General features: G+C 45.5%; 22 protein-coding genes. 16 read left to right on the top strand and 6 right to left on the bottom strand.

All coding sequences use genetic code 11. The features are described 5' to 3' along the window. Positions 1 to 34 precede the first annotated feature (34 nt). From H509_RS0107910 to H509_RS27585, 7 genes are all read left to right on the top strand, one after another. Positions 35 to 820 carry a DeoR/GlpR family DNA-binding transcription regulator gene (locus H509_RS0107910; RefSeq protein WP_028544608.1) on the top strand — a complete coding sequence of 262 codons (786 nt, stop codon included), beginning with the start codon at positions 35 to 37 and terminating at the stop codon, positions 818 to 820. Between the two features lie 1243 nt (positions 821 to 2063). Continuing rightward, positions 2064 to 2546 carry a PTS sugar transporter subunit IIA gene (locus tag H509_RS0107905; protein ID WP_028544607.1) on the top strand — a complete coding sequence of 161 codons (483 nt, stop codon included), beginning with the start codon at positions 2064 to 2066 and terminating at the stop codon, positions 2544 to 2546. A 244-nt stretch (positions 2547 to 2790) separates the two neighbouring features. Next, positions 2791 to 3051, top strand: a complete 261-nt coding sequence (locus tag H509_RS0107900; RefSeq protein WP_028544606.1) for an HPr family phosphocarrier protein — start codon at positions 2791 to 2793, stop codon at positions 3049 to 3051. 142 nt (positions 3052 to 3193) lie between these two features. Next, entirely contained in the window at positions 3194 to 4933 is a 1740-nt protein-coding gene (ptsP, locus tag H509_RS0107895) for a phosphoenolpyruvate--protein phosphotransferase (RefSeq protein ID WP_028544605.1), read from the top strand. A 258-nt stretch (positions 4934 to 5191) separates the two neighbouring features. Beyond that, positions 5192 to 6052: a PRD domain-containing protein gene (locus H509_RS0107890; protein WP_036696727.1), complete on the top strand. Its 861-nt coding sequence runs from the start codon at positions 5192 to 5194 to the stop codon at positions 6050 to 6052. A gap of 291 nt (positions 6053 to 6343) precedes the next feature. Continuing rightward, positions 6344 to 7789 carry an N-acetylglucosamine-specific PTS transporter subunit IIBC gene (nagE, locus tag H509_RS0107885; RefSeq protein ID WP_028544603.1) on the top strand — a complete coding sequence of 482 codons (1446 nt, stop codon included), beginning with the start codon at positions 6344 to 6346 and terminating at the stop codon, positions 7787 to 7789. Positions 7790 to 8049: 260 nt separating this feature from the next. Next, a complete protein-coding gene (locus H509_RS27585) occupies positions 8050 to 8226 on the top strand; it encodes a hypothetical protein (RefSeq protein ID WP_157277540.1) in 177 nt (58 codons plus the stop codon). 135 nt (positions 8227 to 8361) lie between these two features. Here the strand turns inward: H509_RS27585 and H509_RS0107875 are convergent, their stop codons facing one another. Both H509_RS0107875 and H509_RS0107870 read right to left on the bottom strand, forming a co-directional pair. Then, positions 8362 to 9681, bottom strand: a complete 1320-nt coding sequence (locus H509_RS0107875; RefSeq protein ID WP_028544602.1) for a glutamate-1-semialdehyde 2,1-aminomutase — start codon at positions 9679 to 9681, stop codon at positions 8362 to 8364. A 153-nt stretch (positions 9682 to 9834) separates the two neighbouring features. After that, a complete protein-coding gene (locus H509_RS0107870) occupies positions 9835 to 10827 on the bottom strand; it encodes an LCP family protein (protein ID WP_051286888.1) in 993 nt (330 codons plus the stop codon). A 230-nt stretch (positions 10828 to 11057) separates the two neighbouring features. Between H509_RS0107870 and H509_RS24640 the strand changes: the two genes are divergently transcribed. The 4 genes from H509_RS24640 to bcp all read left to right on the top strand — a co-directional run bounded on the left by H509_RS24640 (position 11058) and on the right by bcp (position 14496). Next, on the top strand, positions 11058 to 12260 hold the full coding sequence (locus tag H509_RS24640; protein WP_084159116.1) for an ABC transporter ATP-binding protein: 1203 nt from the start codon (positions 11058 to 11060) through the stop codon (positions 12258 to 12260). Then, positions 12257 to 13051, top strand: coding sequence for an ABC transporter permease (locus H509_RS0107860; RefSeq protein WP_028544600.1), 795 nt, complete (start codon positions 12257 to 12259; stop codon positions 13049 to 13051). Before H509_RS24640 ends, H509_RS0107860 begins: the two co-directional genes overlap by 4 nt. A gap of 6 nt (positions 13052 to 13057) precedes the next feature. Beyond that, positions 13058 to 13843, top strand: coding sequence for an ABC transporter permease (locus H509_RS0107855; protein ID WP_028544599.1), 786 nt, complete (start codon positions 13058 to 13060; stop codon positions 13841 to 13843). A gap of 185 nt (positions 13844 to 14028) precedes the next feature. After that, positions 14029 to 14496, top strand: a complete 468-nt coding sequence (gene bcp / locus H509_RS0107850; protein WP_036696724.1) for a thioredoxin-dependent thiol peroxidase — start codon at positions 14029 to 14031, stop codon at positions 14494 to 14496. 157 nt (positions 14497 to 14653) lie between these two features. On the opposite strand, the gene H509_RS0107845 is transcribed toward bcp, so the two are convergent. Next, entirely contained in the window at positions 14654 to 16438 is a 1785-nt protein-coding gene (locus H509_RS0107845) for a flavocytochrome c (protein WP_036696720.1), read from the bottom strand. Positions 16439 to 16716: 278 nt separating this feature from the next. On the opposite strand from H509_RS0107845, the gene H509_RS26705 reads away from it, so the two are divergent. Together H509_RS26705 and H509_RS0107835 are read left to right on the top strand one after the other, a co-directional pair. Then, a complete protein-coding gene (locus tag H509_RS26705) occupies positions 16717 to 18336 on the top strand; it encodes a sensor histidine kinase (RefSeq protein ID WP_084159115.1) in 1620 nt (539 codons plus the stop codon). Further along, complete coding sequence (locus H509_RS0107835) at positions 18314 to 19090, top strand: response regulator transcription factor (protein WP_028544596.1); 777 nt, start codon at positions 18314 to 18316, stop codon at positions 19088 to 19090. The genes H509_RS26705 and H509_RS0107835 overlap by 23 nt, the downstream gene beginning before the upstream one ends. A gap of 130 nt (positions 19091 to 19220) precedes the next feature. Here H509_RS0107835 and H509_RS0107830 read toward each other — a convergent pair whose 3' ends face one another. Then, positions 19221 to 20165, bottom strand: coding sequence for a helix-turn-helix transcriptional regulator (locus H509_RS0107830; RefSeq protein ID WP_028544595.1), 945 nt, complete (start codon positions 20163 to 20165; stop codon positions 19221 to 19223). Between the two features lie 113 nt (positions 20166 to 20278). On the opposite strand from H509_RS0107830, the gene H509_RS0107825 reads away from it, so the two are divergent. Together H509_RS0107825 and H509_RS0107820 are read left to right on the top strand one after the other, a co-directional pair. Next, the gene (locus tag H509_RS0107825) at positions 20279 to 20602 is read left to right on the top strand and encodes a hypothetical protein (protein ID WP_028544594.1); all 324 of its coding nucleotides are present in this window, start codon (positions 20279 to 20281) and stop codon (positions 20600 to 20602) included. Positions 20603 to 20746: 144 nt separating this feature from the next. Then, positions 20747 to 21610 carry an NAD(P)-dependent oxidoreductase gene (locus H509_RS0107820; RefSeq protein ID WP_028544593.1) on the top strand — a complete coding sequence of 288 codons (864 nt, stop codon included), beginning with the start codon at positions 20747 to 20749 and terminating at the stop codon, positions 21608 to 21610. Between the two features lie 425 nt (positions 21611 to 22035). Here the strand turns inward: H509_RS0107820 and modB are convergent, their stop codons facing one another. After that, entirely contained in the window at positions 22036 to 22689 is a 654-nt protein-coding gene (gene modB / locus H509_RS0107815; RefSeq protein ID WP_036696718.1) for a molybdate ABC transporter permease subunit, read from the bottom strand. 30 nt (positions 22690 to 22719) lie between these two features. After that, positions 22720 to 23547 carry a molybdate ABC transporter substrate-binding protein gene (gene modA, locus H509_RS0107810; RefSeq protein WP_157277537.1) on the bottom strand — a complete coding sequence of 276 codons (828 nt, stop codon included), beginning with the start codon at positions 23545 to 23547 and terminating at the stop codon, positions 22720 to 22722. 254 nt (positions 23548 to 23801) lie between these two features. On the opposite strand from modA, the gene H509_RS24630 reads away from it, so the two are divergent. Then, on the top strand, positions 23802 to 25316 hold the full coding sequence (locus H509_RS24630; protein ID WP_051286886.1) for a polysaccharide deacetylase family protein: 1515 nt from the start codon (positions 23802 to 23804) through the stop codon (positions 25314 to 25316). Positions 25317 to 25366 lie beyond the last annotated feature (50 nt).

The following is a 25366-nucleotide window of genomic DNA, read 5'->3' as shown; positions in this document are numbered from 1 at the left end:
CGAAGCAAGACCAGAATAGGAGAGAACAGGAAGAATGAATGACTCTATGTCTAAGGGCGAACTCCGCCGTCATCAGATCATGCAGGAATTGAAACAGCACGGCCGCATTTCAATTGCAGAAATCATTACGCAATTTGATTGCTCTGAGGCGACGGCAAGAAGAGACTTGGACCTGCTAGAGCGAAACGGTGAGCTTATTCGCACGATTGGCGGTGCATTATATGAAAGTGGCAGCTCTGTTCGGGAAGTGACATTTCAGGAGAAAAAGAACATGCTTTGGCTGGAGAAAGAAGCTATTGCCAAACGTGCTGTAGATTATATTGAAGAAGGCGACAGTATTTGTTTAACAGGCGGCACTACGACGTATTTAATTGCCAAGCTATTAAAGCAGCGGCGAGGGATTACGGTTGTAACTAACGCGGTTAATATTGCGATGGAGCTTTCTGACAGTGAGGGACTACAAGTTGTTGTGATTGGTGGTGTAATGCGCAACAATTCGTTTGAGCTGTGTGGACCACTTGCTGAGCGGACAATCGAGCATTTGAACATCGAGAAGTTGTTTATGGGGATAGATGGATTCTCCATAACGAAAGGGATAACCACTTACTCGGAGTTGGAAGCACAGACCGCACGTATGTTGATGAGACAGGCTGAAGCTACTTATGCGGTGTTTGACCATACGAAGGTTGGACGCACCTCTTTGTTTTCAGTTGCAGGTGTGGGGGAGTTAACGGGAATAGTTACGGATCGTAGTTTGCCGGCAGAAATGAACACAAAGCTGGTGGCGGATGGCGTGCAGTTAGCTTACGCAGTTATGTGATTACAGAATGCCATACTAGACTAAATACATTACTGGATGAAGGCGAGATGGATTAGGTCATTATGTGCTGTCATAAATGAGTAGATTTGAATGAGCAGCGTTAAACATTTAATAGGCACCATTTTAGCCACTCTAGTAAGTAATGTTGAATACGTAGTTTTCAATACGAAGCTACAGTATGTGCATCATTAACGAGTAGCAGCAAGTATTATAGTTGTGACATTCGAGTGTGAGTAATTAATATGGTTAATTTGGTTAAATAATCGTCGGTGAAGAAGTGCAGCCCATCTAGTGCAGTGATTAGATGAGCGCGCGGTTACTTGAATGTGTACGCTGTGGGAAGCGTAGTGCGGGCAGGATGAATAATGAGGGTTACGTGTGATACTTAGGGAACCGATGACACCAGTAGATACCTAGTGAAAACGATGAATAACTATCAATATCGTTGGATAACGATGGACAACGATGGACAATGATGGACATGAGAGAGAATGCTGGGATAAGGCGGGAAAGCGATCTTATTTTCTATCTGTGAGGAAAAACTGCGGGGGTTAAGCGAGCATTCCAGTCTTAAAGGTAGCTGATGTCACAATCATAACGTGTGCATGGGTGCAAATGAAGAACATAAGGCGGAAAAATGAGCTTAACCAACTGACACCCACGGCAATTGCGAGCAATAAGCTCGAATTTCGGCCTTAAGTTATGATAAATCCGGTAAGTTATAAACCGGTTAGGTAAATTATAAACTCGTTCGAAAAGTTATAAACCTATGCGGTAATCTAAGCGGTAATTTCGAACCGTATCTAAGCTTAATGTGTCTAAATTGCAACAGTGAGTGACGGAAAGTCGATAAATATAATCGACAACTGAATCCCATTTCGCTTCAAGTGCGTAATACAGGGTAATGAATCGTATGAATTGCACGCAACAGGAGCATCTTAGGAGTAAGTAAAGTCCGCACTGCTGTTGTGTAACTTAGCACATACTGGCAATACTTCTGTAGCCGCCTTGCTCGCTTGCATCCGCCGATTCAGCATGTTAGAATGAGTGATGAATTTTACACTGCAAGATAGCGTGTTACTAGTACGACTAGGCATGAGCTAAGCGGCTGTTCACGGGGTGGACGGCATGCTTCAGCGCATGCCTTTTTTGGTTTTGTTGTGTAGCCGCAGAAGAGAGCTTATGGCCAACATTAGATACAGCGTTGCGGACAATAATATGGACTAATCGAGGAGGAATTCTCATGTTTGGATTTGGGAAAAAGAAAAAATCGATTTCAATTACAGCACCTATTACAGGTAAAGTAGTACCATTGGAGCAAGTTCCAGACCCGGCTTTTGCTCAAAAAATTATCGGTGACGGCATTGCGATCGAGCCTGAGCAAGGCAGCTTGGTTGCACCTTTTGATGGCCACGTCATTCATTTGATCGACACACATCACTCCTTGGTGCTTGGACATGAGTCTGGCTTGGAGCTGCTGGTTCATATTGGAGTAAACACAGTTTCACTGCAAGGTAAACCGTTCACAACCTATGTGAAATCAGGTGACAAAGTGAAAAAAGGCGACAAGCTGATTGATTTTGATATCGCTCAAATTAAAGAAGCAGGATTGCCTGTCATTACACCGATCATCGTAGCAAACGGTGACATTGTAGCTGAGCTGAAAGTGAACCAAGGCCAAGCAACGGCCAACTCATCTGAATTGATGGAAATTACTTTGAAATAAATGATGCCTCACAAATGATGAACTAAGCAAATGAATGAATTGAGCAATGAATGAAGTAAGTAAATGATTGAACTGACCAAACAAATGAACTGACCAAATGCATGAAACTACACAAACAAATGAGTTCACACATAAATGAAGCGAAGCTGTACAAATGAATGAAACCGCAGCAATCATTAAAACTTCAAAAGTTAACAAAAGACATGCGGTTTCACACCTTACTAAAGAATAGGAGCAAACGATCATGGAAAAACAATTTACAATTAAAAACCCACAAGGTATTCACGCACGCCCGGCTGGCGCTATCATGAAAAAAGCAAGCGAATTTGCTAATGCACAAATTTCCTTGGAATTTAACGGACGCAAAGTTAGCGCCAAAAGTATTACTGGCGTATTGACACTAGGTATGAAAGCAGGCGATTCCGTTACCGTTATTACCGAAGGCGAGCAAGCGGCAGAAGCACTTGAAGCTGTAGGAAGCATCATTGAGTCTGTACTTGACTAATTTATGATGTGATTCAAATAGACGGGGGACTTGCGTCCTTTCGTCGATATCAGGCTTTACATGGAATTTTAGACTATAGAGATAAAAACCTTACTATATACGCGTTATGTATTATATCTTCTAAAGGAGTGGAGAAACCGACATGCAACTTAAAGGGATCGCAGCGGCATCTGGCTATGCAATTGGACCGGCATTTATTATGCAAGAGCAAACAACTGTAGTTGAACGCAAACAGATTGCAGCAGCAGACGTGGATGCGGAAGCAACACGCTTGCAACAGGCTGTAAATCAAGCAATGGCGGAATTAGAGCAGATCAAGGAAGATACCGCAGCGAAGCTTGGCGAGCACCATGCGGAGATCTTTGCGACGCATATTCTGGTGCTTCAAGATGAGGAATTTATCGGGCAAGCAATTGAAAAGGTACGTTCAGAGGCTGTAAATGCGGAATTTGCATTGCAGGAAGTGACCCAACAATTGATCGATATATTTACAAGTATGGACAATGAATATATGCGCGAGCGTGCATCCGATTTCCGTGATGTGAGCCAGCGAGTTCTCAGTGTGTTGACCGGCAAGAGAAACGCATCGCTTAGCGATTTTCATGAAGCAGTTGTGTTGTTTGCGCACGATTTGACGCCGTCCGATACCGCTACACTTGATCGCAGCAAAGTGGCTGGTTTTGCTACCAATATCGGTGGGCGCACCTCGCACTCTGCCATTATGGCGCGTTCCATGGAGATCCCAGCTGTTGTCGGTCTTCAATCCGCTACCGAAACGGTGAAAGACGGAGATATGATTATTTTGGATGGGGCAAAAGGGATAATCCTGGTCAATCCAGATGCTGAAACGTTATCGACGTATGAACAGATGAAAGCCAAGTTTGAGAAACGTCAAGAAGAAATGAAGCTGTACAAAGAAAAGCCTTCAATCACGGCTGATGGCCATGAAGTAGAGCTTGTTGCTAATATTGGCAATCCACAAGACGCGCTTGGCGCCCGCAACAACGGTGCTGAGGGTGTAGGCTTGTTCCGTACAGAATTCCTTTATATGGGGCGCGACAGCTTCCCAACCGAGGAAGAACAGTACCATAGCTACTCGACAGTAGTGGAAACGTTAGGAGCGGATAAGCCAGTCGTCATTCGCACGCTGGATATCGGTGGTGACAAAGAGCTGCCGTATTTGGAGCTGCCGAAGGAAATGAATCCATTCCTGGGCTACCGTGCCATTCGGATCTGCTTGGATCGTAAAGATCTGTTTAAGACACAACTACGGGCTATTCTACGTGCAAGTGCACACGGCAACATTAAGCTGATGTATCCGATGATTTCTACGCTTGCTGAACTGCGTGCGGCTAATGAAATTTTGAAGGAAACACAAGCAGAACTGGATGCCGAAGGCATTGCTTACAACAAAAACATGGAGGTCGGCATGATGATCGAGGTACCGGCTGCCGCTATCATTGCGGATCAGCTGGCTAAGGAAGTTGATTTCTTCTCGATTGGCACAAACGACCTTGTTCAATATACGATGGCTGCGGATCGCATGAATGAGAAGGTATCCCATCTTACACAGCCATTTAACCCAGCTGTGCTTCGTTTGATTCGTATGGTCATTGATGCAGCGCATAAGGAAGGCAAATGGGCTGGTATGTGTGGCGAGATGGCCGGCAACTTGACGGCTATTCCAGTCTTGCTTGGTCTTGGCCTCGATGAGTTCAGCATGAGTGCAAGCTCTGTTTTGCCTGCGCGTGTGTTGATCAATCGTCTGAATCGCGATGAACTGAAGCAGTTGGCTGAAGAGGCATTGATGATGGAGCATGAAGAGGATATTCAACGACTCGTTCACGAGCGTGTACCTGCGGTTCAAGAACTGATGCTGTAGCACATATAGAAGGAAGGGCGCCTATAAGCCCTTCCTCTATCACGTTTTTGACGCAAGTTATTTTAAAATTGGGTAGTTCAAAAATGGTTATTTTAGAGAAGAAGCTATATTTGGACAGGAAACAGAATATAATCATATTATGAGTTGACTTTCGAAAATGCTTGACTTAAAATGGGGTTACGTTTCGGCTGAACGCCAAGAAGCGAAAACGTTTCCACAACCAACTTCTCTTTGCATTACTCATGAGGAAGGAGCTTTATGTTGTCGGACGAGCGTCGCTTTGAGATTATACGTGCATTAAGCAACAATGTCGTATTGGCAAACGATGTGTGGTCGAACAAAGAAACTATTCTCATGGGCAAGGGAATCGGGTTTGGTGCGAAGCCAAGCGCTTCCATAGAGCATTCCGATGCTCGCATTGAGAAGAAGTTCTCGCTGGCTAGTGAGCAGCATTTATCACAGTATCAGATGATTCTGGAGCAGATTGACGCCGAAGTTATTATGGTGTCCGAGCGAATTATTTCCTTGGTATCCGAACAACTGACACCTGATCTGAATGAGCACATTCATTTGGCTCTTCCAAGCCACATTGAATATGCCTTATACCGAATCCGACATGATATTTCGATAGAGAATCCGTTTCTTTGGGAAATACGCACGTTGAATCCTAAGGAGTATGAAGTAGCAACCCAAGCAGCTGAGTTAATCGGTTCTGCATTTGGAATTGTCATTCCGGAAGACGAGATTGGCTTCCTGACCATTCATATTCAATCTGCTGTGGCTCATGTTCCCGTAGGTAATGTGGTGCAGTACAATCACTTGCTGAAAGAACTGGTCGTTCTCATTGAAGAGCGACGAGGCAGCCAGATCCCTAAGGATAGTATTGATTACTTGCGATTAATAACCCATTTACGATTTGCGATTGAACGGATTCGCCAAGGTGAACATTCACGTAATCCATTTCGGGATAAGCTGATGGATATGGTGCCGTATGAATTTGGAGTAGCGAAGGAATGCGGGGCATTAATGGCGAAGACGTTGAATATGAATGTATCAGATGATGAGGTTGCATACATTGCGATGCACCTGTACCGATTGTTTCAGAAGGATTTTGAATAATTCCACGTTACAAGCGTGTTACTAGTACGACTAGGCATGAGCTTGCGGGAATGTGTGACCTATATCCATAACGGGTATAGGTAATTACACACATGCTGCAGGCTCATGCTTTTTTTGTTCTGATACAAGAAGTAACCGCTTCATCAAGGACCTGTTCTTAGACCTCGACGGTCCCATCTTTAGAAAGTGTTAACGCTTTAATTATCATCCCTAACGGTGATGACAGGTTATCGAATAATTCTTTAACCTTTTATCCATACTTTACTTATTCACATGAAGGAGGAACATGTCATGCTAGCCTTTTTGCAAAAAATTGGTCGAGCATTGATGCTTCCGGTAGCAACTCTTCCGGCGGCGGCAATTTTACTTCGATTCGGCGCTATTGACTACGTGAAAGATTTTCACATGGGCGCTGCAGGCGAGTTTTTGAACCATTATGTAGCTCCATTTTTACTTGCAGGTGGGGATACCATCTTTAAACAATTACCGCTCATATTTGCAGTAGCTATTGCAATAGGATTAGCGGGAGATGCAGTTGCTGCACTAGCGGCAGTGCTTGCTCATATTATTCTTATGAAAATATTGGAGATCACTCCTGGTATTTTCAGCTTCATTCCGGATGACTTGAAATTGGATATGGGTGTATTAGGTGGTATATTAGCAGGGTGCTTGGCTGCCTTTATGTACAATAGGTATCATAATATCAAGTTGCCTGATTGGTTAGGATTCTTTGGCGGAAAACGATTTGTTCCGATGGTTACATCCGTTTCCATTATTATTATCGGTCTTGCTTTTGCGATTGTTTGGGGTCCTGTACAACAAGCGATTGATTCATTCGGTAACTGGGTTGTTGGTTTAGGTGCAATTGGTTCTGGTGGCTTTATGGTAGCTAACCGTTTGTTAATTCCAACGGGCTTGCATCATATCTTGAACAACATTGCGTGGTTCCAATTGGGTACATTTACAGATGCTGCAGGTGAAGTTGTGAAAGGCGATATTACTCGCTTCTTCGCAGGAGACAAATCAGCAGGTATGTTTATGACAGGCTTCTTCCCGATTATGATGTTTGCTTTGCCAGGTGCAGCGCTTGCCATTATTCACACTGCGCGTCCTGAAAAACGTAAAGCTGTAGCATCGATCTTTATGGGGGTTGCATTTGCTTCATTCCTGACAGGTGTAACAGAACCAATCGAGTTTGCGTTTATGTTTGCGGCTCCTGTATTGTTCGTAGTGCATGCTGTATTGTCCGGCCTCTCTGGTGTAATTACTGCTTTGTGGGGAATCAAGCACGGCTTTGGCTTCTCGGCCGGATTCATTGACTATGCGCTTAACTTCCCGCTTGCGACTAAGCCATTGCTGCTGATCCCAATCGGACTTGTATATTTCGTAGTTTACTACTTCTTATTCCGCTTCCTTATCGTGAAGCTGAACCTGAAGACACCTGGACGCGAAGTCGAAACAGAAGAGTCCAGTGCGGCAACAGCTAGTGCAGCTAATAGCACACTTAAAGAAAAAGCTGTTAAAGTATTGGAAAATATCGGCGGCAAAGATAACATCATTACAAACGAAGCTTGTATTACTCGTCTTCGTCTGACGCTGAAAGATGACAGCTTGGTTAACGAGTCTGGATTGAAGGCGTTGGGAGCAGCAGGTATTATGCGATTAGGCAAAGGTAACGTACAAGTGGTATTCGGTACCCAGTCTGAGCTGCTTAAAGAAGAAATTAAGAAGCTCTAACTTTAAACGTGTCTAACGTGAGAAGTGTGACAAAGCTTCATGAATAGAACACCCCGCAATGGGTTCGTTATTCCGTTGAATAACGCACATCCGTTGCGGGGTGTTTTGTTATAGATCCTAATGTTCACCTGTAAAAAACAAAACATTATTGAGTCTAATGACTCATATCGTTATAATTAGAATGGTACAGTATTCCTATTTCCATTTTCAAAAGAAGACATAATCAAGGACATTCATGTGCGGACGGGGGAATCGGAAGCATGCTGAAGTACCGCCTGATTGTATGGTGTAATTGTATAGGGGCTTTACTGTTTATTGCGTGCAGCTTACTTATAGACCTGAAGCAGGTGTGGCAGGTGATCGTAAGCTGGCTGATGGGAGCCGCTTGTATTAGTGTCGCTGTGTATTATACAGACAAGATGAATGAACAAGGATAGTTGATGATTCACAGGATTACAGGTAAGCGATTGCAGCTAACTGTTAGCGTTATCCCGAACTTAAATACCCCCGTATTCGCTAATTGCGAATACGGGGGTATTGTTGTTAAGCTCCTACGTGATCACGAAGATGAGCTAGCTTTGGGCCATTCGACGGAAGCTCTCATGTGAAGCTTCAATCGTCTTGGCGATATCCTCATCGGTATGCGCAGTGGTGAGGAACCAGGCTTCGTATTTGGACGGAGCCAAATTAATACCCTGATTCAGCATGTGTCGGAAGTAAGCGGCAAACGCTTCTGTATCCGTGTCCTGAGCATGCTCATAATTGGTAACCGGATGGTTACAGAAGTGTGTTGAAAAGGAGCCGCGAATCCGGTTAATCGTCAGCGGAATGCCGTAACGAGCAGCCCCTTCTTGGATGCCAGCAGTCAAGCGGATAGCAAGCTCTTCCATACGTTCATATACGCCTTCGCCTTGCAGCACTTCCAAACAAGCAATACCTGCCGCAATGGAGGCTGGATTGCCTGCCATTGTGCCTGCCTGATAAGCAGGCCCGAGCGGCGCGACTTGCTCCATAACGTGCTTGCGTCCACCGTAGGCACCAATTGGCAGTCCTCCACCAATAATTTTGCCAAGTGCAGTCAAGTCAGGCTCAATAGCAGCATGATCCGAAAAGACACTGTATGTCTGTGTCGATCCATAATGGAAGCGGAAGGCGCTAATAACTTCATCGTAGATGACCAATGCGCCATATTCACGTGTTAGCTTGCATAGTCCTTCCAAATATCCTTCATGGGGCATTACCATACCAAAGTTGCCAACAATAGGCTCAACCATTACGGCGGCAACATCCTCTCCCCAATGTTCGAGCGCAGCCTTGAGGCTAGGGAGATCGTTAAATGGCACCGTGATGACTTCTTGGGCGATGCTGGCAGGAATGCCGGCACTATCTGGTATACCAAGTGTCGAAGGGCCGGAGCCAGCCGCCACAAGTACTAAATCCGAATGGCCGTGGTAACAGCCGGCAAACTTAATAATCTTGTTGCGCTTCGTATAGGCACGGGCAACACGAATCGTTGTCATGACCGCTTCAGTTCCAGAATTGACGAAGCGTACTTTGTCCATTGAAGGGATAGCGGATTTGAGCATCCGCGCCAGTTGAATTTCCAGTTCCGTAGGCGTGCCGTACAGCGTACCATTTTCAGCCGCTCGTGTAATCGCCTGTGTAATGTGCGGATGGGCATGCCCAGTAATAATCGGGCCGTAGGCCGCGAGATAATCAATATATGTATTGCCGTCCACATCCCAGAAATGGGCGCCTTGCGCGCGTTTCATAAAGACAGGCGCACCACCGCCTACTGCTTTAAACGAGCGGGAAGGGCTGTTTACCCCGCCTACGATATGTTCAAGTGCTTCTTCGTATAATTGTGCGGAGCGTTCGCGAGGTTGCATCATCAAGTTTCTCCATCTCCTTATGGTGGTCGTTGAATGATTAACTTGCTGGTCTGAGCCAGATGGCTGCAAACCTGAATCCTACAAGTAACGTCAACGAGTTAAATTGTTATAGGTTATGTCAGAGGTATTCCCACTTTCGAGTATTCGCTGCTATTAGTGGGGGGCGACAGAGGTTGCAGCACCATTCTCTTCAAGCAATTGCCTAATGTACATCCGCAGCTCCTCTTCACTCTTTACCCCGAGCACTGCGGCGTTATGAATACGTTTTTCCACTATTAAATCTGTCGGCGGAAGCTGCTGACTGGGCCCCACATCGATTTGCATTCCAAGCACCCCAAGCTTGATCATGTCATCAGCTGTTAAGTTAGTCTCCACGTAGGGTGACATTTTGTGAATCAAGCTCGGAAATGTCAAAATTGACCAAGCGGATTTCATCTTCTGGGCGACTGCGGAGAGCATTTCACGCTGACGCTTCGTACGCGAGTAATCGGACAATGCATCGTGCCGGAAGCGAACGTATTGGAGCGCGCTGCTGCCGTCAAGCAGCTGCCTGCCTTTTTTAAGATGAATATCGTACTGGTGTTTGTCAGCTTTGCTTGTGTAGTCCATATCTTTCTCGACGTCCATCTCAATGCCTCCCAGAGCATCGATAAGCGCAATAAAGCCCTCAAAGTCGGTATAGACATAATATTGAATATCGAGACCTGTCCATCTGCCGATCGTCTGCATCACAAGCTGGGGACCACCCGCCTGAAGCACAGTGTTGGCGCGATCTTGCCCTATGTTCGGAATATCCACGACAGTATCTCGCATGACAGACATCAGGTGAGCTTTCTTCGTTAACGGATCAATGGAAGCTATAATCATGGAATCGGTGCGCGGGCTGTCCGTCTTCTGAAGACCGCGTGTATCGGCACCCAATAACAAAATGTTAACACGCTCTTCGCCTTCCCACTTTGGTGGTTCAGGAGCAGGCTTCGTGCCCATTGTGGCAACGCTTGAGGTCGGGAACCGAGTGTGCTGTTGATCCTTGCTCAAGCTGTTCAAGCTGTCATAAAGCCACCATACATACGAACCTGTACCCGCTATAAGTATCAAGGTAAAGGTGAGTAAAAGAGGTTTCCATTTCCTGTAGATCCATTTCATGTTATAGTCTCCGTCCTTTCCGCAGTCGGAAATAAGGAAGCGGGTACCAGATGTCGGTTCCGATGCATTCATACCAGGTCGATATCATGATATATTAGACATTGTGGGTTAACCCCATAACCATATCTCTCCTATTATACGAGTTTTGAACCGTGATTATCAATGAAATGGGTATACTGACGGAAGAGAATTGGCAAGACATTAAGGGGAGAAAGGTGGACACAACTTAAATGAATGCAATCGAAGTGGAACTGCTGCGCAAGACGTTTCAGGTACAGCGGAACCGTGAGGGCTTAAAGGGTGCTTTTAAGGATCTATTTAAGCGTGAATATAACGAAGTGGCTGCCGTAAAGGATATCTCGTTTTCGATTCCTCAAGGAGAAATTTGTGGGTATATCGGAGAGAATGGGGCAGGCAAATCAACGACGATCAAGATGCTTACGGGCATACTGGTACCTACGTCAGGATCAATTCATGTGCAGGGATACGTGCCTCATAAGGAGAGGGAGGCTTTTGTGAAGCACATTGGCGTTGTGTTCGGACAACGCAGCCAATTATGGTGGGACATCGGTGTGATCGAGTCATTCCGGCTGCTGCGCAAAGTGTATCGCGTATCAGAAGAAGACTTTAAGCGCAGATTGGATGAATTAATTGAGCGGCTGCAATTGCAGGATCTGCTGCATCGACCTGTCCGCAAGCTTAGTCTTGGACAGCGAATGCGCTGTGAGCTGGTAGCGGCATTGCTGCACCAACCGGAAGTATTGTTTTTGGATGAGCCTACGATCGGTCTTGATATTGTCGTGAAGACCGAAATTCGGGAATTTTTACTACATTTGAACAAGGAATACGGCACGACGATTTTATTGACGACACATGATCTGCAAGATATTGAAGCCTTATGCTCGCGGGTTATAATGTTGGATGATGGCAATATCATCTATGACGGCGGATTGGATACGTTACGAGCGACGTGGGGCAAAGGCAGGGAAGTAAGACTGGAGTTTGCGAAGCCGATGACAGCCGAAATGTTGACGGCGCTCACTTCTGGCATGGCGGTAAATTGGGAGCAGACCTCAAGCATGCAAGCTAGCGTATTTGTGCCTACAGACAGCAACGTATCGGATGTGATCGCACGAATCGTTAGTCAGACGGCGATTAGCGATCTAAGTATTCATGAGACGAATACAGATGATATTGTGCGTGAGATTTACAAGACAGGCTCTGCCAGCGCACCTGCCATTGAAATGTTGCAGCAGTCGGCCACAGCCGCTGCACAGGCGGCAGAGGTGTCTTCGGACATTTCACAGTCGCCACAGTCGCTCACAGCAGCATCTCAACCGCACGAATCAAGCCATACGCCAGCACAATCGGAGCAAAAGCAAGCCAAGAATGAAGCCGCCACTGCAAATGCCAAAGCGGGGGCTGAGTCATGATGAGCACTTATGTGGAACTAATCCGGATGCGTTTCCTAACTATGCTCGCTTACAGGGTTAACTATTATTCCGGTATTTTAATTTATACGCTTAACATTGGAGTGTATTATTTTACGTGGCAGGCAATATACGGAGGACAAGGAACGTTAGCAGGCTTCACCGCTGATCAGATGACGACTTATATTGCCGTTTCCTGGATGGCACGGGCGTTTTACTTTAACAATTTGGATCGTGAAATTGCAGGTGAAATTCGTGACGGCAGCGTGGCGATTCAATTTATAAGACCGTACAACTACATTGTTGTCAAAATGATGCAAGGTCTTGGAGAGGGATGCTTCCGGCTGCTGTTGTTTATGACTCCTGGCTTAGTTATTGCTTGTTTGTTGTTTCCGGTCAAGCTGCCTCATGATCCGAAGCTATGGGCTACATTTGCATGGATGCTGTTTATGAGCTTCTTGATTAATTCACAGATTAATATTATTACGGGACTTTCCGCGTTCTTTATTGAAAATAATGAAGGAATGATGCGTATGAAGCGGGTTGTAGTGGACCTGTTTTCAGGTGTTATCGTTCCGATTTCATTTTTCCCAGGCTGGCTGAAAGGATTAAATGAATGGCTGCCTTTTCAAGCTATAACGTATCTGCCAAGCTCCGTATTTACGGGACGTGTCCCAAATGGAGACATATTAGGTGTTATGGCGGTACAAGTCGTCTGGCTGGTCATTCTTACGTTACCGATTATTGTGTTATGGCGCTCGGCCCGCCATCGTTTGTTCGTGCAAGGGGGGTAGACGACGATGTATTATATGGGACTTGTAGGAGAATATTTGAAAAATTACGCCAAAACGCGTCTGACCTATCGGGCAGACTTCTGGATTGAGGTCTTGTCGGATTTACTTTTTCAGGCGACTAACCTGATCTTTATTTTTGTCGTTTTTATGCACACGCCGACGCTAGCAGGCTGGACAAGAGATGAGATGGTATTTGTATATGGATACTTTATGATTCCCTACGGTTTGTTTATTTGCTTCTTTAATTTGTGGGGGTTCAGTGAGCGTTACATTGTTAAAGGCGAGATGGATCGCATCCTGACGCGGCCTGCCTATAACCTGTTTCAGATTTTGCTCGAAAATGTTGACCCGCCCGCAGTTATCGGCTCCTTTATCGGAACGGTGATGATGGGCATTTGTTGGGTGCGGCTTGGATTGCCATTCGGGCTGCTTGAGGTAGGGGTTCTGCTTGTTATGATTGTCGGCTCAGTTATGATTTATTTTGGTATATACATTGCGCTTACGTCTATCTCTTTCTACTCAGATGCACCAACAGGCATTTTGCCGCTTGTATACAATATTCAGAGCTATGGCCGATATCCGATGACTATTTATAACCGCTTCATTCAGGTGCTGCTAACTTGGATACTACCCTTTGCTTTTGTTGGTATTATCCCCGCTTCTTATTTTATAACAGGTAAAGGAATGAAGCAGTTGGCGCTTTATACACCGCTTGTTGGCATCGTCGCATTTGCAATTGGATTAACGTTATGGAATATTGGCATCAAAAAATATCGTGGTGCAGGCTCTTAATTCGTAAAAATTATATAGGAGAAGAGGGTGTCTGACATGTCGTAGGGGCAGGGGGCATCCTCTTTTATGTTGCTTTAGCCTCATTTGTTGGTCGGCAAGATATACATATGTTAAGCTAAAAGGACTTCATCCGTTATACATAGGAATAAAATGCGAAATGAAAAAGGAAATGAGAGGTGCTGACCATGTCAGAGACTTTGCAAATAGGACAACTTGTTCCAGACTTTACCTTGCCAGGCTCATCCGACCAAAATGTCAGTTTAAGCAACTATCGAGGACGGAAGGTCGTCTTGTATTTTTATCCGAAAAATAATACGCCGGCCTGTACGCAGGAGTCCTGTGATTTTCGTGACTTTCATGGCGACTTTGAAAAATGGAATACGACTGTTATCGGAATTAGCCCTGATCCGTTAAAGTCGCATGCCAAATTTGCAGGCAAGTATGAACTGCCGTTTCTATTGCTGTCTGACGAGGAACATCAGGTAGCTGAACAATTTGGTGTGTGGCAATTAAAGAAGCTGTACGGTAAGGAATACTTCGGGATAGTACGCTCCACCTTTCTCATTGACGAAGAAGGCAAGTTGAAACAAGCATGGCGCAATGTAAAAGTGAAGGGACATATCGAGGCGGTGTTGGAGGCTGTTCAAGAATAAGAACAGTTCCATGAGCCGGCTTGTTGCTCAAAGCTTGCTTAAAGCAACAATTGTAAGCGTGTGAGCGCTGAAAAAAGGAACAGCCCCTTCATCCCTTAATAGAGGAAGAGGGGCTGTTCTTTATGAATAGGCTGGCTGTATAGGTAGAGCCTATTCCTTACTTGGTAATCGTTTGGCCTGAAATACGTCCAAACGTAATAATGTCTGCAATCGCGTTGCCGCCAAGGCGGTTGGCGCCGTGAACGACACCTGTTACTTCACCTGCTGCGTATAAGCCAGCAATAATTTTGCCGGATTCGTCCAACACGCGTGTATCCTTGTCGATGACAAGACCACCCATCGTATGGTGCACTGAAGGCACTGCCTTTTGAATGTAGTAAGGGCCTTGTTCAAGGGACACCAGTCCGCTGCGGTGTTTAAAGTCCAAGTCTTTGCCTGTTTTTGCATATGCATTGACTTTGTTCACCGTATTTTGTAGTGTTTTCGGATCAATCTTGAAAAATTCAGCTGCTTCCTCAATTGTGTTTGCTTTATAGAGGAGGCCATCTTTTACTAATTGATCATATTCGTCTTGGTGAGCTTCGATCGTTTTGCCGATATCGGCTATACGCTGGTTCCATAACTGATAGGCATACTTGCCTTCTTGCGCAAGAATTGCTTTTGAAATAACGTCCCGACGTTCTAACTCTTCGACGAATCGTTGACCGCCTTGATTAATCAAAATAGCGCCGTCGAAACGTGAGTCAGCAACAAGTGAGATGACACCTGTCTTTGGATTACAAATCGGGTAGGTTTGGATATTTTCCATATTTGTAATGCCGGCTTTAATTTCCTGTGCCATTACGATACCATCGCCAGTAGTACCTGGTGTATCTGTGGACATGTAGCTTTCGTCAAGGACCGGATTGTATTTTTTACGCATTTCCACGTTTGAACCGAAGCCACCTGTAGCGATAACAACGCCTTTATTAGCATGGAACGTAATCTTTTGACCATCTTTGCTAGTTGCCTCAACTGCGTTTACTCGGCCGTTTGCATCTGTTAACAGCTTCTCTGCTTTCATGGAAGTTTTGACAGGAATTTGCAGCTCGTCGGTTTTGGCTTTTAGCTTCTTAATTAATTCCGCACCTGTATGGCCTACAGGAATTAAGGCGCGCTTGCGACTGTGACCGCCAAATTGGAACAGGTGATCTGGCAGAAATTCAACCTTAATCTCGTCACGCAGCCATTCAGCGGAAGCAAGGGCTTGCTCAGCCAAAATTTTGACCATTTCAGGTTTACCCAGATTGTCTCCACCCTTCAAGGTGTCTTGATAGAACAATTCAGGTGTATCGTCTTTAATGCCTAAAGATTGTTGCACCCAAGTGTTTGGTGCGTTCATCTCTCCACCCGATATAAGGGTGTTGCCACCAACTGTTGGCATTTTTTCTAAAATAACAACGCTTGCGCCCGCCTTTTTCACTTCAATCGCAGAGCTGAAGCCTGCGCCGCCCGCGCCTATAACCACAACATCAAAGGTCTGTTCCGTTTCCTCTTTGCTTTTGCTGCTTCCAACGGCAGTAACTGCTGCTAGTGTCAGGCCAGACTTGGTAATAGCATCTTGAATCGCTTCTAAATAACCTTTGCTGGTGGCGGTAGATCCGCTAATCGCATCCACGGTGGCGCTGTTGGCTTGAATTACGCTATCTTTTAATTGTGTATATACTGGCTCGGCCAGCACCTCATTTTCTTTTTGCTCTAACACGTCGACATTTGTAATTTTTCCGTCTGCAAAGGTCACTTCAACCTTAATATCACCGTGTTTGCCATTACCGACACCAATTTCTTTTACGGTTCCTTCTGATTTCGAAGCCGTTTTGTCAGTTGACCCGCAAGCTGACAGCGAGAAGACTAGACATAAAATGAGAACGACAGATAATAGTTTGGTAGTTTGTGTACGCATAATTCCTCCTGAAAGTTGGGATGATGGGTTTGCCTGTGGAGATGGGTGTATATAGTGAATTTATTCACTAAATAGACCGCGTGCACTCTATCTATAAAATGTAAAGCAGGAGTGCTTCACAGGCTGTTCCTAGTTGATTAACTTGTGAAAAGTATTACAAAGTTAAGTATAGAAGAGATGGCGGCAAAAGTATTTGCACAGACTGTCCTTTTTTTATCCTTTTCGGGCTAGTGATTCACCTCATTTGATCTAAACGACGAACGTGTTGTAATACAACTATGAGATCCTTACAACGAAAAATAACGTATTATGTCGGCGGATGCTTTGTTTTGTTGTTTATAGCTTTACTTGTAACGATTCATTTGGAGATGGAAAGCACTGTGATTCCGCTTAATAAGAGCTTGACCCAACAAATCGTTAACGCACGCAGCGATCAGATCGCTTATTGGTTTGAGCAGCGGGTCGGGGAGGTAGAGTTGCTCGCTTCGCTTGCGTCTGAGCATAAATGGGGGAAGGAGGAACTGCTGCACGAAATCGGGCAGCTAGTGGAGACGAAGCGGGAGGCGTATGAGTCTATTCGAGTTGTAGATCGCTCAGGCAATTCTTGCTCGTTGAACGATAAACCCTTTTCTATTGTAGGAAGACCTTATTACCAGAAACTGCTCTATTCAGAGCAATCGTATGTGATTAGTGATGTGATCCAGTCACATGCCAATCAAGCGGACATTGTGGTCATTTTGCACCGTGTCAAACCGCTCGCTGATGATGAGGTGGCTTATATTGCGGCGGCTGTTCCTATCGGAAAGATGCAAGAAATCGCACAGGACATTTATGTATATGATGGGATGGGCAAGCTGTTGGTTGGAGATCAGCTAGGTGCCAAGCGAAACGAAGCACCAAAGGGAGCCGAGCAGATGGCGCTGTTCACTGCTGCGATCAGAAACGTTCCAGGCTGGACGCTGACATTTCAATTGCCAAAGTCACAGTTGTCACAAGGAATGAAGCAAACACAACGCTCGGCACTGCTGACGGGTAGTGTGATCGGTATCTTTTTACTCGTGTTGTTAGTGCTGCTTGCCGCTTCCATCGTGAAGCCAATTAGAGCTTTGCAGCGTGTAATGAAGCAAGTCGAGGATGGGGACCAAGAGGTGAGATCTAATGAACAGCGTAAGGACGAGATTGGTGAATTAGGCAGGAGCTTTAATCAGATGCTTGTGAAGTTGTACCAGTATGAGCATGAAAAAAAGGAAATGGAGTTAAGGCTGATCCAAGAGCAGATTAAGCCTCATTTCCTGTACAACACACTGGATACGATTCAATGGATGGCAGCCGATCATGGTGCAGATGACGTTGTGGAGATGGTAGAGGCGCTCAGCACCTATTTTCGTCTAGGGCTGGGCAATGGGAGCCAGTACGTTACGTTGGAACAGGAATTTCATCATGTGGAAAGTTATTTGCATATTCAATGTGTGCGCTATGAAGAAATATTGGAGTATGAACTGTTCTATGACGAGTGCATTGGTCACTACCCCATTATTCGTTTTCTGTTGCAGCCGCTAGTCGAGAATGCGATATACCACGGCATCAAGCCGTTAGTTAATCGGAAGAGTAAAATCTCAATTCGAGCGTATAAGAAAGAACAGTGTCTTCTGTTGGAGGTAGCTAACAACGGAATCGACATTCCAGAAGCATCGCTTGCCAGCATTCAAGAGGCGCTGTTGGCGGGCGTGCCGCAGAAGGGGGTTCTCGGTTTCGGCTTGTATAGTGTGGATCATCGACTACGACTGGCATACGGTGAGCCTTACGGCTTGCACATTCAAAGCGGCAAAGGGAGTACGCAGATGCTGCTCACGCTGCCATTGGAGGGAAGACACCATGTGGAACGTTATGATCATTGACGACGAATCGATTATTCGTAAAGGGTTAAAGCAGTATGTGCAGGAAAGTCATCTGCCCTTTCAGGTTTCAGCCGAAGCCCGAAATGCCGAGGATGCGTTAGCACTGATGGAATCTATCGCACCGCATGTGCTGTTTGTTGATATTAATTTGCCTGAAGTAAACGGACTGGATTTGCTGCGTTTAATTCGCTGCCGCTACGGCGAGGTGGTGGCTGTCATCGTGAGCGGCTACGATACGTTTGAATATGCACGGCAGGCTTTGCAACTGCATGCTTATGACTATGTGCTCAAGCCGGTGCCGAAGAGCGATTTAAAGCGGCTGCTTGTTAGGCTGGACCAGCATTTGAGCGGTTTATATCCTAATTTGTCAGAGCCACCAGCACGTGCTGCCTATCAGGAGACCGCTTCACATAGAGAGGATGGCTCTGTACTTATGGTGAAAGTGACGGATTATATTAACGGCCATTATCAGGACCCCGAGCTGACGGTCTCGAAAGTAGCAGCCTTGTTTCATATGAATCATACCTACTTGAGCAAACGAATGAAGCAAGAGCTGGGAGCTTCGTTTCTCGAATACGTCACAGAACTACGGCTATCGAAGGCCAAGGAACTGCTGGATCATACGATGCACAATATTAAGATCGGTGACCTCGCAATTAAGGTAGGGTACACAAATCAGTATTATTTTAGCCGCTTGTTTAAAAATCGAATTGGCATGTGTCCGCTGGAGTATAAGAAGCAGAGTGGAAGGTAAGGGGCGGAAGTGAGTAGCTATAGTTGCATGTAGCAGACACAACTTTCTTGCTGGATTCTATTTTGTTATGTAGCGAAGGCATGTCATCGGGAGTACTGCCAACAATTCTTGTTTTGTTGGCAGTACTCCTTTAATGTTCGTATTGTATGGTTAGTTCCTTGAGCTTATGTTGTATTTGTTCGCGCACGACTTGGGGGCGCTTCACATTCGCTTCCAAGCCTAAGCCAAGAAAAAAATGCACTGCCCATGATATATACGATGTACTCATCTTTGTGCGAATCTTTCCTGAGCCGTCCTCATGTATCTCCACACCTTGCGTCAGCCATAAATCTGATCGGCATCGTCGCACCCCCTCTGGGGTCAAATCCACTTCAAGCTCCAGCGTATCACTTTCATCCATTCGCATGATCCAGGTCTGAATGTGCTCCTCATCTGTATTTAACCTTTTACTTTGATCAGCCTCATCAGAGAAATCTTTCACGCGATCCACGCGAAACACTCGATAATCCTCTGCCAAAAAGCAGTAAGCTTGGCAGTACCATAACCCGTTCATCGTGTATAAGCCGAGGGGGTGAATCATTCTTTCCCGACGAGAAGCCGCTTCGTATATGATCGTGACGACGCGCTGATCCAATGCAGCCTCAAGCAGCTCCTTCAAGAACGGAACATCCATCTCATGTGGCGGTATCCAGAATACGAGCCGTTGTTGCATACGTTCGATTTTTTGCTTTAGGTCACTCGACAGGTAGTGATAAAACTTGTGCAATGCGGTCGCCACTTCATTTTTGAAGGGGAGAGACTTGTAATTGTGTAATGATTGACAGGCAAAAAACAATGCAATTGCCTCATGCTCTGTGAAACTGATGGGCGGCAGCACTTTCTCCCGCAGCACACGATATCCCCCTCCAGGGCCTGCCTGGGAATAAAAAGGTACACCCAGTTCACCCAGTTCCATCAAATCGCGCATCATCGTCCGCCGTGAAACGCCGCATTCATCTGCCATTTCTTGTATTGTAAATTGCTTTCGCTCATTGACTAGCATTATAAGTTGAATGAGTCGCTGCGCTTTGTGCATAGGTCGTGTGCTCCTTATTCATAAAAAAATAAATAGTGCCATTACTTGTCACTATTATCTCGTATGCTTAATTTCGAAGTCAATTCAAACAAAAGGATGGAGAGGGATCATAAATGGAGCAGAGAAATCAGCAGTACGTAATGGAATTGGTGTTATTCGAGTTGAAGGAAGGGACGGATAAACTCCGTTTTTGCGAGGCAGCTACGGCACTAAGTGAGGTGTTGGAAACTAGAGTAGCGGGGTTTAAAGGGAGAACATTGCTGCATACGTCAGATGAAATCCAGTGGACGGACATTATTTATTGGACCGATATGGATAAGGCATTAGCTGCAATGGGGCAGCTCAAGTCTGAACCAGCTTTTCACCATTTTGTGTCCATGATTGATGGGCTTGAAATCATACAACGGCATTTAATTCCGACTAATTTGAGTATGTAAGGAAAAGACCTAGGGAAGTTGACCAGTTTACATCAGACGGATTGCTACATAACGGCTGTGGCAGCCCACTTGCGTACGAATGTTAATAGGGAAAAGGCTCTTGGGGTGTGTAAATTAATACTTATTTGATATGGAGGCATTAATATGAGTCATGTATCTGTCATTGGTTTAGGAGCAATGGGCACATCCATTGCACGAGTGCTGCTTCAAAATAGTCATCACGTAACGGTATGGAATCGGACGAGTGCAAAGGCGGACCCGCTCATCAAGGAAGGTGCTGTTCTGGCACACAGTGCTGCATCTGCTATAAGCGCAAGCCCTGTGTCGATCATCTGTGTTTCTGACTACAACACTTCATACAGTATTTTAGATACAGAGGAGGCCAAATCGGCTCTCGCAGGTCGCATACTTGTCCAGTTGAGCACAGGCAGTCCTCAGCAAGCACGTGACAATGAAACGTGGGCTAAAGAGCAAGATGCGGATTATCTCGATGGAGCGATAGCGGCTTCACCACCCCAGATGGGCAAGGTGGACGCTACAATCTTCACATCAGGCTCCACTACCGCTTTTCAACAGAGTGAGTCTGTTCTTAAATGTCTGGCTGGGAATGTGCCTTATTTTGGTGAGCAAGTTAGCGCAGCGTCTTCCACAGAATTAGCGTTTCTCTCTTACTTATTTGGTTCGTACCTCGGCTTTTTCCATGCGGCACGTATCCTTGAATCAGATGGACTTCGCGTAGATGCTTTTGGGTCCATGATTGCTCATGTCTCGCAAGTTGTCGGTGATGTTATCAAATACGAGAGCGAAGTGATTCAAACTGAAACTTATGATCAGCCAAACAGTTCCATAAATATGTGTATGACAACAGTGGGGCTTCTTATGGAGCAAGCCCGTGAAGCTGGCATTAACGATGCATTTCCGGTTTTTGCGCAAGGGCTTTTTAAGAAGGCTTTAGATGCTGGCTACGGGCATGAGGAACTAGGTGCTCTAATTAAAGTCATGCGATAACAGACAAAAAGTATCAATACGAAGAGGGAGAACCTATTCACTCTATTAGAAATCTTGGTTGGCTTTGAGCCTGTTCCAAGGTTTCTTTTTTCATAGAGGGCCTCTTGAGACGAGAATAAGTTGTTTAACATAAATAACCTAAATCTAGTAAAATGGAGTCAGTATACCGCAAGCAGACAATTGTTCTGACCCAAGTCAAATTAATAAATACGACAGAAATGGAAAGAGGGTAAGCGCATGGATTACATGAAACTAATGGTTAGCCGATGCTGTTCCACCCCAGTACATATCAATCGAGCAGCGCCAATAGAACACGAGCAGCCTGAAATGGCAGTAGGACTTTCAAGCCCTTCCAGGCTGTTAGATTGTATTCGCGCTATTAGTAAAGGTAAGGTGACACCCTCATACAAGTAAGCAAGGTCTCATTAGCGCTCAGCTTTTCGATTGGCGGCAAACAGCAGCAGAAACGAAAACGCGATCATACAACCTGACCAGGCCCAAGCCTTTCCAGTGTGGCCTGCGTCAACAGCGAAGTAGATCGCGGTGGGGACCGTTTGCGAAACGTTCGGGATGTTGCCTGCCACCATTAACGTTGCGCCGAACTCACCGATACTTCGTGTAAAGCCAAGCACGTATGCAGTAACCAGCGATCGTGCTGCGAGCGGCATAGTTATGAAACGAAGCACCTGCCATTCATTGGCGCCTTCGGCACGTGCGGCTTGCTCGATCAAAGGATCTACATCGTTGAAGCCAGACTTTAACGTCTGATAGACAAGCGGGAAAGAGACAATGACTGCGGTTAATACGGCACCAGTCCAATGAAACACGAGTGGATGCCCAAGCACCGCTTCAATAAGGCGTCCTACGGAACTGGTACGGCCAAACAGCATTAACAGTATAAAGCCAACTACGGTAGGCGGGAGCACAAGCGGCAGCATAAAAAACGTCTCCAACAGCGTCTTGCCCCGAAACTGGCGTGCACTCAGGAGCCAAGCAGCGGCAATACCTAGCAGCATAACGATCAAGCTTGCAACTAACGTAATTCGAAGTGATAATAAGACGGGATTCCAAAATTCCATGCGGTCTAATCCTTTCGAGAAGAGCAGAGGCTATTGCGATGAAGTTGCGGTTCGGAACCCTTGGCTTTTAAATAGATGCTGGGTTTCAGCTCCATTCATATAGTCGAACCATTTTTGAGCTGCGGTGGCATTTTTGCTGTTTTTAATAATTGCAATCGGGTAGATGATAGGTTCATGCTGATCCGATTTTACGGGATATGCAATAACCGCCTTATTTGTTGTTAGTGCATCCGTTCGATAGACAAAACCAGCTTCAGCGTTCCCTGTGCTCACATAAGAGAGAACTTGTCGTACATCCTTCGTATACACATATTTGTTATTTAACACATCCCAGAGACCTGCGCTCTTTAACGTCTGTTCGGCATACATGCCAGCAGGAACACTTTCCGGTGCCCCAATCGCAATACGGCTAATTTCAGGCTGCTTCAACATGTCCAAGCTAGACCAAGCGGCAGTGCTGCTGCTAGGCACGATCACCACCAAATCGTTGTAGAGCAATGCTTTCTTCATCTTTTCTTCCACGAGACCTGCTTTCACAAGCGCATTCATGGGCTTAGTACCTGCGGATATAAATACATCAACTGGTGAGCCCTGCTCGATTTGCTTTTGCAGCGCACCGGAGGAGCCATAATTGATTTGCACATCAATATCCTTATGCTTGCTCTGAAAAGCAAGTTTGACCTCAGCCATCACATCCTGCAAGCTGGCCGCCGCCGACACGATAAGCTTAGTTGGCTCTGTGGCCTGTACACTTGTCTTATCAACTCCACAGCCTGTAAGCAGCAAAACGCAGGCAATCATCAAGTTTATGATGAGTATTGTAGTCGTTTGCAGCTTCCGTTTTTTACAAATGAACATCTTGTAAATCTCCTTCCTCATGACTGTTATGTTGGTATGGTAATATAAACATAAATGTATATATCAAACATAACTTGTAATCTACATACTATATTATAAAGGATGCGAACAAAAGAGGATAATGAATGTAAATAGCAGGATACCAGTCATGTTTTCCACGGCATGTCCATATAATCTAGTAATTGCTTTATATTACGGCAACATTGCATATAAGCAAAGTCTGAAGCCAGATAACATAGAGGAGGACATATAAAATGAGCGGGAAAAAGCGGCGAATGAACACACGATTGTTAGCGATCATAGGTATGATTGCCCTTTTAATAGGGGGCGAAATTATTTTAGGAATACGTACAGCGGGTGAAGAAATCGCGTATGCGGCTGCACAGCCGCAAGGAAAAGTGTATGTTGCATCAGCGGCAAATCAAGTCCCACATCATAAATCCGACATTGCTTCGCTCATCCTCAAAGACCGTGCAACGCCTATACCTGAGGCTGACCATTCGTCACTAACGATGCAGCACGAAGCAAAGGCGGCGGGAGTGGCTTCAGCTTTTTTACCTGTAAGCAAGCAGAGCAAACACGTGTATTTGACGTTTGATGATGGGCCTAGCGTGCATACACCTGAAGTGCTAGACATTTTGAAAAGAGAGAACGTAAAAGGAACGTTCTATTTGCTAGGGCAGCAAGTGAAGCAATATCCAAAAGTGCTAAAGCGAATCGCAGATGAAGGACATGCTATCGGCAATCATTCTTATAATCATAACTATCGTGAATTATATTCAGATTTCCGTGGATTTTGGAGCCAGATTCGGAAGACAGGACAAGTGATTCAAGAGGTAGTCGGTTATGAGCCACCGTTAGTACGCGCACCGGGCGGAACATTTTTGAACTTTAACAAGCAATATTTTGATCTGATGGGACGAGCAGGTTATGTCATGATGGACTGGACGGTTGATAGCGGGGATTCCAAACGGGTAGGTGTGCCCGCCAAAGAGATCGTAGCGGACGTTAAGAAAGGAACGTTAAGTGCCAATACGGTTGTGCTCATGCACGATGGAACAGGACACGGCGAAACAGTAAAGGCTTTGCCAGAAATTATTCGATATTATAAAGCGAAAGGCTATAGCTTTGAGGTGATGACTCCGGAAATGAAGCCGGTACAATTCCGCATTTCCGATCGTGAACGATGGGAGCGAAAGCCAGTATCCCAAACTTGGATTCATGCGAATATTGATCCAGTGCAGGTAGCCGCAGGTAAGTCGGTGAATGAGCCTGCGAATCAGCCGCAGCCATCCACAGCAGGAAAGACAACGAAGCCTCCTGTTCAGAAGGCTGACCCGCTGATCATGCAATTAAAGGTAACGACCGACAACGGCGAGGTGGAGCTTGCATCAGACCAGTTCCGATCTTATAAGGACATCACTTATGTTCCTGTACGTTTACTGATCGAGAAGTTGGGAGGTACAGTTACTTTTGATGAAACGAAAGAAGTGCTGCTGATGAACGTGAACGGTTTGGAGTGGGCCATTGACTGGAAGACGGGTAAGCCGATGCAGCTCGAAGTAGACGGCACGCGTACGATGCTGTCTTGGGAGACTCAAATGAAAGATAACTTGTTATGGGTGCCATTACGGCAAGCCTTGGAAGTCTCTCATTTGCAGTTTTTGTCGTATGAGCTAAAAGTGGTGGAGCCAAACAAGTCTAGCTCGCAAACAGATGAAAATACCGAAGAAGACGTAATCCAAACAGCAGAAAGAGGCAAGCCTTAACAAGCAAGGGAGGTATTCATTTTATCGTAATAGGTTTGTAGGTTTGAAAT

The sequence above is a fragment of the Paenibacillus taiwanensis DSM 18679 genome, assembly GCF_000425125.1.
Taxonomy (GTDB): Bacteria; Bacillota; Bacilli; order Paenibacillales; family Paenibacillaceae; genus Paenibacillus_B; species Paenibacillus_B taiwanensis.
Note: the sequence above shows the minus strand (reverse complement) of the source record. Positions and strands in the feature narration are given on the sequence as shown.